The sequence below is a fragment of the Streptomyces sp. NPDC001617 genome, assembly GCF_053596855.1.
In genome coordinates this window covers 48,036-61,606 of record NZ_JBSFHA010000043.1, presented here as the reverse complement: position 1 = coordinate 61,606, position 13,571 = coordinate 48,036, and the positions used below count along the sequence as shown (strand labels likewise).

Annotated in this window: 5 protein-coding genes; 1 reads left to right on the top strand and 4 read right to left on the bottom strand. The window is 67.3% G+C overall.

Translation table 11 applies throughout. The features are described 5' to 3' along the window. Positions 1–29: 29 nt before the first annotated feature. Positions 30–5,405 (bottom strand): pullulanase-type alpha-1,6-glucosidase, encoded by a 5,376-nt coding sequence (gene pulA / locus ACWC09_RS29035; RefSeq protein WP_450853867.1) that lies wholly within the window; start codon positions 5,403–5,405, stop codon positions 30–32. Between the two features lie 202 nt (positions 5,406–5,607). On the opposite strand from pulA, the gene ACWC09_RS29030 reads away from it, so the two are divergent. Then, positions 5,608–7,680, top strand: coding sequence for a carbohydrate-binding module family 20 domain-containing protein (locus tag ACWC09_RS29030; protein ID WP_450853866.1), 2,073 nt, complete (start codon positions 5,608–5,610; stop codon positions 7,678–7,680). Between the two features lie 5 nt (positions 7,681–7,685). Here the strand turns inward: ACWC09_RS29030 and ACWC09_RS29025 are convergent, their stop codons facing one another. The 3 genes from ACWC09_RS29025 to ACWC09_RS29015 form a co-directional block, all read right to left on the bottom strand. After that, positions 7,686–10,076 carry a non-reducing end alpha-L-arabinofuranosidase family hydrolase gene (locus ACWC09_RS29025; RefSeq protein ID WP_450853865.1) on the bottom strand — a complete coding sequence of 797 codons (2,391 nt, stop codon included), beginning with the start codon at positions 10,074–10,076 and terminating at the stop codon, positions 7,686–7,688. 125 nt (positions 10,077–10,201) lie between these two features. Next, entirely contained in the window at positions 10,202–11,578 is a 1,377-nt protein-coding gene (locus tag ACWC09_RS29020; protein ID WP_450853864.1) for an alpha-amylase, read from the bottom strand. 122 nt (positions 11,579–11,700) lie between these two features. Further along, positions 11,701–13,416: a glycoside hydrolase family 13 protein gene (locus tag ACWC09_RS29015; RefSeq protein WP_450853863.1), complete on the bottom strand. Its 1,716-nt coding sequence runs from the start codon at positions 13,414–13,416 to the stop codon at positions 11,701–11,703. Positions 13,417–13,571: the final 155 nt, after the last annotated feature.

The window sequence follows — 13,571 nt, the reverse complement described above, 5'->3', positions numbered from 1 at the left end:
GAGTCCGCCCCACCAAGTTACTGCCCGTATCAGGAGGACCGGGAGAATACCGCCACAGTGCGCCCCGGAACGGCGAAGGTGCCCGTTTTCTCCTCATACGACGAGGACTTGACGATAGGGTCCGCCCCGGCGGCCTGCACCGGATGGAGCCGGTAACCGGTCCCGGCCAGCGCGTCGACCCGCTGCTCCTGCTTCGTCGGCGTCGCGTTGAACACGACCACCAGATCACCGAGCTCCATGGTGATCACCCCGGGCGTCTCGTCCTTGCCGGACAGCGGGAACGACAGCGTCGACTGCACCTGTCCGGCCGTGTCGAGCGAGAAGTCCTTCTCCGTCGTACGGATCCTCAGCAGATCCCGGTAGGCGGCCGAGGCGCCCTCGATCTGCGCGCACCCGACCTTCACCGTGCTCAAAAGGGGCTTCGCGAACGACCACTTGGACGCGTTGTCGGCGGCCATCGGCAGTCCGCGGCCGAAGCCGTTGCCGTCCGTGCAGTTCCAGTGGATGGCGTTGAACCAGTCGCCACTGTCGAAGGAGTTGCGGTCCAGGGACTTCGAGCGCAGCAGGTCGGAGCCGGCCTGGGAGAGGGACGGGCCCTGCGAGAGGGCGGCCGTGGCCATCGCCAGGACCTGCATCCGGGCCCGGTCGGCGGCGCTCGTCGTGGCGGGCAGCTTGTACGTCAGCGCGTCGAACAGGGACTCGTTGTCGTGCGCGTCCGCGTAGGCGAGGGCGTCGCCGGGGGCATCCGCGTAGCCGGCGGGCTGCCCGTTGTAGTCGACCTCGGCGCCGGTGACCTCCTTGCCGTCGGTGTCGGTGAAGGTGAAGGCCTTCAGGTTGCCGGACAGGCCGACCTTGATCAGGTCCTGGTAGTGCAGCAGCCGGGCCTTCTGTTCGGCCGAAGTGCCGTTCGCCGCAGAGGAGTTGGGGTCGGTGTAGAGGCCGGAGGCGAACCCCTGGACGCCGGGGTCGGAGTCGAAGGGGCCGCCGCCGCGCACGGCGTCCCGCGCCCGGTCGGAGAAGGTCGCGATGCCGGTCCCCGCCATGTTCTTCTGCGTGGCCTGCACGAAGCGTGCGTCGTCGGCGACCTCGCCGAAGTTCCAGCCCTCGCCGTACATGATGATCTTCTTGCCGTCGACGCCGTCCTTCTTCGGCGTCAGCGCGTCCAGGGCCTTCCGCACCGCGAGGATGTTCGCCTTCGGCTGGTGCCCCATGAGGTCGAAGCGGAAGCCGTCGACCTTGTACTCCTTGGCCCAGGTGACGACCGAGTCGACGACCAGCTTGCCCATCATGGCGTTCTCGGTGGCCGTGTTGGCACAGCAGGTGCTGTTGGCGACCGAGCCGTCCGCGAGCAGCCGCTGGTAGTACCCGGGCACGATCTGGTCGAGGACGCTGGTGTCGGCCTCGCCACTGGCCGCCGTGTGGTTGTAGACGACGTCCATGACGACCCGAAGTCCGTCCTGGTTCAGTGACTTGACCATCCCGCGGAACTCGACCGTACGGGCGGTGCCGTCCGGGTCGGTGGCGTACGAGCCCTCGGGGACCGTGAAGTGGTACGGGTCGTAGCCCCAGTTGTAGGCATCCTTCGCCGCCGCCTTCGCCACGCACTCCTGCTGCTGGTCGGAGTCTGCCGCGTAGGAGGCGAGATCACAGTCGGGGGTCGCCTGGTCGGCCTTCTTCTCGGGCACGGTCGCGAAGTCGAACACCGGCAGCAGATGCACGTACGACGTCCCGGACTTGGCCAGTTCTCGCAGGTGCTTCGAGCCGTCGCTGTTCCTGTCGGTGAAGGCGAGGTAGGTGCCCTGGTCCTTCGCCGGCACGGTCTTGTCCACGACCGAGAAGTCCCGGACGTGCAGCTCCTGGATCTGTGCGTCCTTCAGCGGCACGGCCTTGGGCTTGGCGAGACTCGACCAGTCGCTCGGGGCAAGGGACTTGTCGTTCAGGTCGACGACGAGGGACCGCTCGGAGTCCGCCGTGAGGGCGACCGAGTAGGGGTCGGTGACCTTGTTGGTGACGACCTTCCGGACGGAGGGCGCCCACACCTTCACGACGTACCGATAGGGCTTGTTCTTCCAGGAGTTGGGGCCGGTGACGGACCAGACGCCGGTGGAGTCGTCACGGCGCATGTTCTTGAGCGACCCGTCGAGCTCCAGCTTCACCGACCGGGCCGTGGGCGCCCACACCGCCAGCGTGGGACGGCCCTTGGGGAACGTCGGGCCCAACTCGGCCTTCGTCGCGCTCGCGTACACATCGTCCAGCACGCCCGCGATCTGCACGCCCGTCGCCGCCAGCACGGCGCCGTTCGCGGCCCGTTGGGAGGCGACGAGCTGGCCGTCGAGGGCCTCGCGCACCCGGTCCCGGTCGCGCGGGTCGACGGACCAGGCCGTGTAGTCCTTCAGATACGGGAACCTGGCCTTCTGGGCGTCGGTGAGGGTGGTCTTCTCCAGCCGCAGCCAGCGCTCGTCGTCGCTGGTCAGCGTCCCGTCCTTGACGGCGATCGACCCGTCGTGGGAGGAGAGCAGCTGGGTGGAGGCGGCGGCGTCGGAGCCGTTCCAGGCGACCGTGTTCCGGTCGATCCAGATCGCCTTGGAGGTGGTCAGGTCGAGGGCGGCCGCCGAGCCCGCGGGCTGGGGCAGCAGATACTTCTCCTGACCGTTCAACAGCCACAGCTCGTAGCCGTCGGCCTTGAGATCCAGCGACTGGTCCGCCGGGAGGTCCTTCTCGTCGCCCTTGTGGATGATGTAGCTGAGGCTGGTGGCACCGTCGGTGAGCGGTACCTCGAAGACCGCGCCATAGGCGTCGGTCTTCACCGGCTGCAGCGGGCTCGACCAGTCCGTGGGGTTCGCGGCGCCCGTCCAGACGTGCAGACCCCAGCCGTCGTAGTTGCCGTCGGCGCGGTGGTAGTGGATGACCGCCTTGCTCTTGTCCTGCGCCGGGTAGTCGGGGCGGGTGGTCTGTACGGTCTCCTTGCCCTGCTCGATCCAGACCTCCCCGGTCTTGGTGACGTCGATCGAGCGGTCCGCGGAGACGTCCTTGTTGCCGTCCTTGTCGATGACGAGGAAGCCGACGTTCGAGGCACCGGCCTTCAACTTGACGTAGGCGAAGGCGCCGTAGGCGTCCCGGCCGACGAAGGGGTGGCTGGCGGGCCAGGTCGTCGCCTCGCCGTCGGCGAGGTCGCCCCAGGCGTACAGACCCCAGTTGCCGTAGTCGCCGTCGGTGCGCTTGTAGTGGACGATCGCGTAGTCGCGGGAGGAGGCGGTGGGGATCTCGGTGGCGGGCGGGGTGCCGGTGGTGGAGGCGGCGGTGGCGGAGGCCGTGTGTCCGGCGGTGTCGACGACAACCGCCTTGTAGCGCAGGACTGTTCCGGCCGGTACGTCCTGGCCGATGGTCTGGGTGACCTTGTACGGGGCGTGGTCGGCGGAGCCGAGCGTCTGCCACTTGCCGTCGCCGACCTGGGCGGCGAAGACGACGCGGTCGAGCCGGCCGCCGTCCACGTCGGCCGACAGCTCGACCGTGCCGGTGGCGCCGGTGTCGGGGGCCTTGAGGGTCAGGGTCGGTGCCGTGGTCGGCTTGGCGAGCCTGCCCGCCGCCTTGAGGACGACGGCGGACTCGGCCGGGACGGTGACCGTGACCTTGTTGTCGGCGCCGGAGGTGACCTCGGCCGAAGTGCCGTGGATCCCGCGGTACTTCATGTCGGCCGAACCGGTCGCGAAGGTGGCCGTCTTCTCCTCGTCGGCGTTGTTGAACGCGACGACGTACTCCTGGCCGGTCTTGGCGTCGGTGCGGGAGAAGGCGTAGATGCCGGAGCCGTCGGCCGCGTACCGCTGTGTCTGGACGCCGTCCGTGAGGGCGGGGTTGTTCTTGCGCAGCTCGGAGAGAGCACTGATCTGCTGGTAGAGCGGTGCCCTCGTGTCGTACGCGTCGGCGGCGTGGGTGCGGTCGGTGCCGATCTCGTCGTCGTCGAGGTAGTCGGCGACCTTCGAGGCGAACATCGTCTGACGGGCGTCCTTGTCGCCCCCGGAGCCGGTGAAGCCCTGCTCGTCGCCGTAGTAGACGACCGGGTTGCCGCGGCTGAGGAACATCAGCTCGTTGGAGAGCCTGTCCTTGGCGAGGAGTTCGGCATCGGTGGCCTTCGGGTTGTCCGTCTTCAGGAAGTACCCGATGCGGCCCATGTCGTGGTTGCCGGTGAAGGTGACCTGCTCGTACGCGTTGGCCTTGTCGGTCGTGTACTTGTAGTCGTCGCCGAAGACCGAGGCCAGCTTCTGCGCGCTGCCGCCCTGGGAGGCGTAGGTGCGCGCCGCGTCCTGGAAGGGGAAGTCGAGGGTCGCGTCGAGGCGGCCCTGGGTGACGTACGGCGAAGTGATCGACGTGTCGGCCGAGTAGACCTCGCCGAACATGAAGAAGTTCTTCCGCCCGTGTTCGGCCGCGTACGTGTCGAGCGCGGTCGCCCACTGGGTCCAGAACCCCATGTCGACGTGCTTCACGGTGTCGATCCGGAAGCCGTCGATGTCGTAGTCCTTCACCCAGCGCTCGTAGATCTTCTCCATGCCCCTGACGACTTCGGGACGCTCGGTCCACAGGTCGTCGAGGCCGGAGAAGTCGCCGTAGGTGGCGTTCTCGCCGGCATAGGTGGAGTCACCGCGGTTGTGGTACATCGTCGGGTCGTTCAGCCACGACGGGACCTTGATGTTCTTCTTCTCGGCGGGCACGGTCGGCGTGCGCGGGAAGGAGTCGGTGTCGACGGCCGGGAACTTCTTGCCGCCGTCCGCGTAGTCGGCGTCGTCGAAGGGCTGCCCGTCCTTGGTCAGATACGGGAAGGCGCCCTTGGAGAGGTAGTCGTACGACGTGCCCTCGTAGTCGACGACATCGGCGGTGTGGTTGGTGATGACGTCGAAGAAGACCTTCATGCCCTTGGCGTGCGCCTTGGAGATGAGGGTCCTGAGGTCGGCGTTGGTCCCGAAGTGCGGGTCGACCTGGGTGAAGTCGGTGATCCAGTACCCGTGGTAGCCGGCGGAGGCGTTGCTCCCCGTCCCCTGCACGGGCTGGTTCTTGAAGATCGGGGCCATCCAGATGGCGGTGGTGCCGAGCCCCTTGATGTAGTCGAGCTTCTTGGTCAGGCCCTTGAGGTCGCCGCCCTGGTAGAAGCCCTTGTCGGTGGGGTCGTAACCGGTGCTGAGCCGCGAACCGGTCAGCCCACCCTCGTCATTGGACGTGTCGCCATTGGCGAAACGGTCCGGCATGACGAAGTAGAACTGCTCCCGGGTGTCGTCGTGCCGGGCGGGCTCGGCGGCGAGCTTCGCATCGGAGGGCGGCGAGGGCGGGGACTCCGCGTGCGCCGCGAGTGGCTGGATCAGGGCTGCGGCGAGCGCGGCGACGGTGACGGCCGCGAGCCGTCTGACATGTATCACCGGTGTGAACTCCTAGCGACAGCGGCTCTCTTGGGTCCGACCCCGCGTGACCGTACCGCTGACGCAAGGTTTACAGCAAGAGCCTTGAAACTCATAGCAAGAACTTTCAACGTCAACCTTGACGTGCCCTTCTCAACTGCCCCACGCTCACGAGTTGTTGAACCCTGTCCCTTCCTCACGGAGTTCTCTTTCGGAGCCGCACATGAGCAGACACCGCCCCCCAGGTGTCCTCCGCCGCACCACGATCGCCGCGGCCGCAGGCGCCCTCGCACTGGCCGGGGCCCTGGCCCTGCCCGCAACACCCGCCCAGGCGGACACGTCCGCCAAGGGCGACGTCATCGCCAACCTCTGGGAATGGAACTGGGACTCCATTGCCTCCGAGTGCACCAATGTGCTGGGCCCGGCCGGTTACGGCGCGGTCCAGGTGGCCCCGCCGTCCGAGTCCCTCAAGCAGTCCACCTACTACTGGTGGGACGTCTACCAGCCGTACTCGTACACCTTGAACAGCCGTTTCGGTACGGCAACCCAGTTCGCGAACATGGTGACCGCCTGCCACACGGCCGGCGTGAAGGTCTACACGGACGCGGTGATCAACCACACGGCCGCCCAGACCGGCACCGGCTACGACGGCACCACGATCACCAACAAGTACGACACCCCGGACTGGAATCCGAGCGACTACCACACCTCGGCCGACTGCCCCACCTCCGACCTGACCATCCAGGACTACTCCAACCTCACCCAGGTCCAGAACTGCGAACTGCTCGGCCTTCCCGACCTCAAGACCGGTGCGGACAACGTCCGTTCGGGCCTCGCGGCGTTCCTCAACAAGCAGATCGCGCTCGGCGTGGACGGCTTCCGTGTCGACTCCGCCAAGCACATACCGGCCACCGACATGGCGGCGATCGTGGCCAAGCTGAACACCACGACATCCGGGTCGGCGCCGTACGTCTTCGACGAGGTCTACCCCGGCTCGACCCCACAGCCCAGCGACTACTACGGCTCGGGCGACGTCCTCGACTTCACGTACGCGAGCAAGATGAAGTCGGCCTTCCAGGGGAACGTGAGCGACCTGTCCTCCCTGTCGTCGTCCGGCATCCTGCCCGCCGCCAACTCGGTGTCCTTCGTGACCAACCACGACACCGAGCGCAACGGCCTGCACATGTCGTACAAGGACGGCGACGCCTACAAGCTCGCCAACCTCTTCGAGCTCGCCTACAAGTGGTCCACGCCGACGATCTACTCCAGCTGGCAGTGGACCCAGAGCGACCAGGCCCCGCCGAACTCCTCCGGCTTCGTCACCGGCACGGACTGCGCCAACGGCTGGAACTGCCTCGACCGTGACACCGCGGTCGTCGGCATGGTGGCCTGGCACAACGCCGTCGACACGGCCGCCGTCTCCAACTGGCAGACCATGTCGTCGAACGTGATCGGCTTCGGGCGGTCGGGGGCCGGGTTCTTCGCACTCAACAACGGCTCCTCGTCGGCGACCTACACCTTCACCACCGGTATGGCGGACGGCACGTACTCGAACGTCATCGACGGCGGCGCGACAAAGGTCACCGTGTCGAGCGGCAGCGCGTCCCTCACCATCCCCGCGAAGAGCGCGGTCGCCTTCTACAACTCCTCCTACACCTGCACGGTCGGCTGCGACGGCACGGGCGGCGACGGCGGCTCGACCTCCACGGTGAGCGCGACCTTCAACGAGTACGCGCCCACGACGAGCGGCACGAACATCTACGTCGTCGGCTCCATCTCGGAGCTGGGCAGCTGGGACACCTCCAAGGCGATCCAGCTGTCGTCGAGCGGATACCCGATCTGGTCGGGCGAGGTGAGCGTGCCGATCAACACGTCGTTCACCTTCAAATACATAAAGAAGGACTCATCCGGAAACGTCACCTGGGAGTCGAACGCCAACAGGTCGGCCACCACGACGACTTCGGCCATCACCCTGAACAATTCCTGGAACGTGGCGAACGCCGACGCCACGGACGTCACCTTCAACGAATACGCCACAACCGACTGGGGCACCAACGTCTACGTCGTCGGCTCCATCGCCTCCCTCGGCTCATGGAACACGAGTGACGCGATTCCGCTGTCGTCGGAGTCGTACCCGACATGGAGCAAGCTGGTGATCGTCCCGAAGAGCACCGCGTTCACGTACAAGTACATCAAGAAGGACAGTTCCGGGAACGTGACCTGGGAGTCCGGGACGAACCGCTCGTACACGACGGGCAGTTCGTCCGGGTACTCCACGAGTGACACCTGGAAGTGAACCGACTAGCAGGCCGAGTTGGTCTGCGTGAGCAGTCCCAGCCGCCACGGGAGCGTGTTGTACGGGCCCGTGGCGGTTGGGCTCAGCCCTTGGTACAGGTATTGCAGTCGGCATGGGTTGATGGTGAGGTTCTGGTCGGTGCCGGAGCGGATCATTTCGCCGTGGCTGATGTCCTGGGTCCAGGGTGTGCCGTCGAAGGTGACGTTGGTGGAGCGGGCGAAGGGATTGGATTCCGTGTCCGCGAGAGCGGTCCAGGTGCCGGTGAGGCTCGGGGACGTCCAGGAGCGGAAGTAGCGTTTGCCGTTGCCGCCTATTGCCTCCACCAGGAGGAGGTACTGGCCCGTGCCGTCGATCTTGTAGACGTTGCTCGCCTCCCACAGGCGGTATTTGTTGCTGGTGTCCTGCATGACCATCACCGTGTTGGTGAAGCCGTTCGGGAAGTTCGCGAGGGTGGTCTGGGAGCGGTACAGATGGCCGTTGTCGTCGGACGAGAAGAGGTAGCAGTTCGTCGTGTCGCAGATGGTCCAGAAGTCGACCCAGTAGCCGCTGCCGATGTTCTGTTTGATGATGTCGGGCATGGCCGAGTAGAAGTTCTTCGGCGCGGTCCAGGTGGAGGGTTTGGCGGGGTCGTCCGTGGTGGAGTACGAGCCGCCGTTTCCCGTCTGGTAGACCAGGTACCACTTCTTCTGCGGGGCGAAGTAGAAGAGCTGGGGCGCGGCACGGTAGCCGGTGCCTATGTTCGGGTTCTGGTCCAGGTAGTACTGGGGTGCCGAGGACGCCTGGGACCAGTCGCTGAAGCTCGTGTACACCAGGCTGTAGGAGCCGTTGGCGTTGGTCGTGCTGGCGTACACGATCCACTTGCCGTTGGAGTACACGACCGTCGGGTCCTTGACCGCTGTCAGGCTGTGGGTCGCGTCCGACTTCGGGGAGATCAGGGTCCCGCTCGACTTCCATTGGAAGCTGCCGGGCAGGGCGGCGGCGAGCTTCGCCGACGGGGACTTCTTGAGGGTGTACGTCACCAGCGAGCGCGCCGGGACCGTGGTGTTGAGTGTCCCTCCGCTCACCGCCACGGCCGGCTGCTGGGCCGTGCTGTGGGTGGTGTCGGTGAGGTACGGGGTCGCCGTCCCCGTCGTGATCCCGGTGTTCTGCAGGCTGAAGGTCACCGGGGTGGCGCTGGTCGCCGCGTTGAGGGCCACGACGGTCGTCGTGCCGTCGGTGTTGCGGAACGCCGACAGCTTGAGGTCGGCGTCGGAGGTCGTGGCGCCGATGCGGGTCGCGCCGGGGCGGATGAAGCGGCTGTAGTTGGCCATCGCCCACAGGCGCTTGGAGACGTGGTAGCTGTCGCCGTCCATCTGGATGAGGCCGCGGGTCGCGCCGGTCGAGGCGCCGTACCAGTACACGTACCCGCTGGTGTTGCCCTTGGTGAGGGCGTCGTTGATCGCGGAGGCGACGGTGAAGCCGTCGTAGCCGCTGCCGTCGTCCCAGTTCTCGTTCCAGGTGGTGCCGTTGGGCGACCACTCCGACATCCAGGTGCGCTTCGAGGTCGGCAGGGGTCCGTCGACGGCGCTCGCGTACGTGTGGCCGGTGTGCGTGGTGACGTAGGTCCGCGCCGTCGCGTCGGCCTCGATCGCGCTGCTGTACGCCTTCTGCTGGTCCCAGCCGAACGAGTCGCAGCACGTGACCTTGTATCCGGCCGCGCTCGCGATCGGACCGAAGGTCCTGGTGAACTCGACCGCCTGCGCCGGGGTCAGGCGCATCGAGTCGTACGTCGCCGTCCAGTCGGGTTCGTTGGTGAACCCGATGTCGGTGACGGGGATGCCCTCCTGGCCGTAGAACTTGGCGTACTGGACCAGGAAGTCGGCGTATGCCTTCCGCCAGTCCCCGCTCGCGCAGGTTGCGCCGGAAAGGCCGCAGAGGGTGCCGCCGTTGGCGTCCGTGCCGTTGGTCTTCATATAGCCGGGGGCGGTCCAGGCGTCGGCGTAGAAGCGGTTCACGCCATAGGACTTGGCCTGCTTGGCGAGCCAGACCTGGCCCTTGTCGTAGCCGTCCCAGGTGTACTTGGGGGTGGCGTTCGGACCGCCGGGGTCGGTGGGCTGGATGCCCGAGTCGATGCCCAGGCGAAGGATGCTCAGCCCCGCGCCGGTGGTGCGGTTGAACAGCAGGTCCAGGAGCTCGCGTTGATGCTGGGCCGATAAGCCCTGCGAGCCGTTCATGATGGCGGCTCGTCCGAAGTGCTCGGAGATGCCGAAGCCGTCGATGGGCTGGTAGGTGGTCGAGCCGTTGATGGTGGCCGAGGTGGCGGCGTAGGCGTTCGGGGTACTGACGGCGGTGACGCCGGCGGCCGTCAGCAGGGCCGCCGCGGAGGCCAACGCCCACGTTCTGAGTCTGCGCTGCATGGTCCGTCCAATCGTGGGAGCGCTCCCATATCCGTGGCGGAAGTTAGGGCGCCGTTGGGGGACCGTCAACCCCTCGCGTACCGCGCATGGTCAGCCGCAACAATGCGCGGTCGCAGTCGGGGAGCTCAGCAGCTCGACTTGCCCGCGTAGATCGCCAGGGCCGTGTTGGAGCCCAGGGTCGCCGTGAACCGGCCGGTGGAGTCGACCGTCACGCTCGTGTTGTTCTGCACGTTGCAGTACGTCCCCGCGGCCAGCGAGGTCTGGTAGGTGCGGGTCAGGCTGCCCGACTCGTGGTTGATGGCGACGTAGCCCTTGCTGCCGCGCCCGAAGCCGATCGCGTCGCCGCCGTCGTCCCACCAGTTGGTGACCGACTCGCCCCGCGTGGCGTTGCGGAAGGCGACCATGCGGATGATCTCCGGCCAGGCGTGCTGGCACTTCCAGCCGTCCTGCCAACAGGCGGTCACGGAGCCGTTGTCGGGCGGCCCGGCGTCCGTGTCGGACCACTCGTAGCCGGAGTTGATGTCCGGGGCGCCGTACGGGTAGGCGAGCATGAAGACGTTGGCGAGGGTGTAGTTCGCCCCGTCCTTGTAGTTGAGGGTCGACCCGTTGCGCTCGGTGTCGTGGTTGTCGACGAACACACCCGCCACCGAGCTGCTCATGTACCCCCAGCCCTCGCCGTAGTTCTTGAGATAGGCGAGGTTCTCGTTGTTGAAGACGCGCTTGAGGTCGTACGCGTAGCGGAACTCCTGCACATCCCCGTTGCCGGTGTACTCGGTCGGCTGGACGGCCTCTCCGGCGCCGTAGATGACCTCCTGCTTCCAGTACGCCGACGGGTTGCTGAGCCGGGACTTGATGTTGGCGAGGTCGGTGGCCGGGATGTGCTTGGCCGCGTCGATGCGGAAGCCGTCGGCCCCGTAGCCGAGAAGGGAGTTCAGGTAGCCGGCGATGGTGGCGCGGACGTACTCCTCACCCGTGTCCAGGTCGGCGAGGCCGACGAGTTCGCAGTTCTGGACGTTGGCGCGGTTGGTGTAGTCGCTGACGGCGGACGTGCAGTCGTCCATGTCGGCGGAGGAGTACAGACCGGGGTAGTTGTACTTCGTGTACGACGAGCCGCCGGTGCCGGTGCCGCTGCCGGCCGACATGTGGTTGATGACGGTGTCGACGACGACCTTCACACCGGCCGCGTGACAGGTGTTGATCATGTTCTGGAAGGCGGCCGCGTCACCGAGCCGGCCCGCGATCCTGTAGCTCACCGGCTGGTACGAGGTCCACCACTGCGCGCCCTGTATGTGCTCGGCGGGCGGCGAGACCTGCACGTATCCGTACCCGGCGGGGCCGAGTGTGTTGGTGCACTCCTTGGCGACCGAGGCGAAGTTCCACTCGAAGAGGACGGCGGTGACGTCCTTGGTGCCGGGCGGGGAGGCGGCGGCGGTGCCGGGGGTCATGACGGCGGCGGCCGCGGTGAGCGCCAGGGCCGCCGAAACGTATCTGCTGGATGCCATGTGGGGGTCCTTCGTCGTTGAAGGTTCTTGCTGAAAAGTTTCAACCACCTTGCGATGACGGGAATGTTAAAGGCCCGCCGCCTGGAAAGGCAGCGGGCCGTGTGAAGTTGATGAAAGAAATTTCAGGCGGTGGTGAACCACACCGTCGTGTCCGCCGGTACCTTCGTCTCACCCTCCGCCTCGGTCACCTCACCGCTGGTGAGCAGGACGCGGCCGTAGGCGGGGGTCGTCACCGACTCACCGCCGGTGTTCGCGACGCACACGAACTCCCCGCGCCGGAAGGCCAGTACGCCCTCCGGGGCGCGCAGCCACTCCACCGCGTCGCCCGCACCGAGGTCGGGGTGGGCTCGGCGGGCGGCGAGGGCGGCGCGGTACAGCTCCAGCGTCGACCCCGGCACACCCGTCTGCGCGGCCACGCTCAGCTCGCCCCAGCCCTCCGGCTGCGGCAGCCAACTCCCGGCGCCACCGAAGCCGTACGACGATCCGTCCCGCGTCCACGGGATCGGCACCCGGCATCCGTCGCGGAAGCCGTCCTGGCCGTCGCCGCGGAAGTACGCGGGGTCCTGGCGGACCTCGTCCGGGAGGTCGACGACGTCCGGGAGGCCGAGTTCCTCGCCCTGGTAGACGTACGCCGATCCGGGCAACGCCAGCATGAGCAGGGTGGCCGCCCGCGCCCGCCTGAGCCCCAGCTCGCGGTCGCCGGCCAGGCGGATCTGGGTGCCGAGGCCGGGCTCGTTGGCGAAGCGGGTGGCGTGGCGGGTGACGTCGTGGTTGGAGAGGACCCAGGTGGCCGGGGCACCCACCGGGCGCATCGCCTCCAGCGTGCGGTCGACGACCTTGCGCAGCTCCTCCGCGTCCCAGTCCGTCGCCAGGTACTGGAAGTTGAAGGCCTGGTGGAGTTCGTCGGAGCGGACGTAGTTGGCGGTCCGCTCGACCGTCGGGGTCCATGCCTCGGCGACGAAGATGCGCTCGCCCGTCTCCCGCGACCGCCCTTCTGCGGAAGGCCCTTCGGGCCCCTTTCCCTCTCCAGAGTACTCGTCGAGGATCGTGCGCCACTGGCGGTAGATCTCGTGCACGCCGTCCTGGTCGAAGAACGGCATGACATCGTTGCCCAGCAGCTTGAGTTGGTCGTGGGAACCGAGGTCCGGGAGACCCTCCGCCTTCACCAGCCCGTGGGCCACGTCGATACGGAAGCCGTCGACGCCCATGTCCAGCCAGAAGCGGAGGATCGAGCGGAACTCGTCGCCGACGGCCGGGTGGTCCCAGTTGAAGTCGGGCTGCTCGGGGGCGAAGAGGTGCAGGTACCACTCTCCGTCGTCGACACGTGTCCACGCGGGGCCACCGAAGATCGACTCCCAGTCGTTGGGCGGGAGTTCGCCGTGCTCGCCCTTGCCGGGGCGGAAGTGGTAGCGGTCGCGGAGGGGCGAGCCGGGGCCCTCGCGCAGGGCGCGCTTGAACCACTCGTGCTGGTCGGAGGAGTGGTTGGGGACCAGGTCGACGATGATCCTGAGGCCCAGCTCACGGGCGTCCCGGATCAGCGCGTCCGCGTCCAGAAGGTTGCCGAACATCGGGTCCACGGCCCGGTAGTCGGCCACGTCGTAGCCGGCGTCGGCCTGCGGGGAGGCGTAGAAGGGGCTGAGCCACACGGCGTCCACGCCGAGGTCGCGCAGATACGGGAGTCGGGAGCGGATTCCTTCCAGATCGCCCATGCCGTCGCCGTTGCTGTCGGCGAAGCTGCGCGGATAGACCTGGTAGATCACCGCGTCCCGCCACCAGTCGCTGCGCTTGGCTTTGGCGGAGTTCGGTGCCGGGGCGACGGCGGAGTGCTGCTGGCTCATGGCGTCCTTGGTGCGGTGGGGGTCCCCCCGCTCGAGCGAATTCGAGAGTGGGGAAGGGGTCATGGGGTCAGATGTGCATACAACGGTGATGACGAGACGGCCGCGGTGAGAGCGGGGTCGGATGAACACCGCGGCCGCCTCGGGTTTCGGGTGCG

What these genes read in the sequence shown, in the direction of transcription:
- ACWC09_RS29030 (WP_450853866.1), top strand. Translation starts at nt 5,608, where the DNA reads ATGAGCAGACACCGCCCCCCAGGTGTCCTCCGCCGCACCACGATCGCC.
- ACWC09_RS29025 (WP_450853865.1), bottom strand. Translation starts at nt 10,076, where the DNA reads ATGCAGCGCAGACTCAGAACGTGGGCGTTGGCCTCCGCGGCGGCCCTG.
- ACWC09_RS29020 (WP_450853864.1), bottom strand. Translation starts at nt 11,578, where the DNA reads ATGGCATCCAGCAGATACGTTTCGGCGGCCCTGGCGCTCACCGCGGCC.
- ACWC09_RS29015 (WP_450853863.1), bottom strand. Translation starts at nt 13,416, where the DNA reads ATGAGCCAGCAGCACTCCGCCGTCGCCCCGGCACCGAACTCCGCCAAA.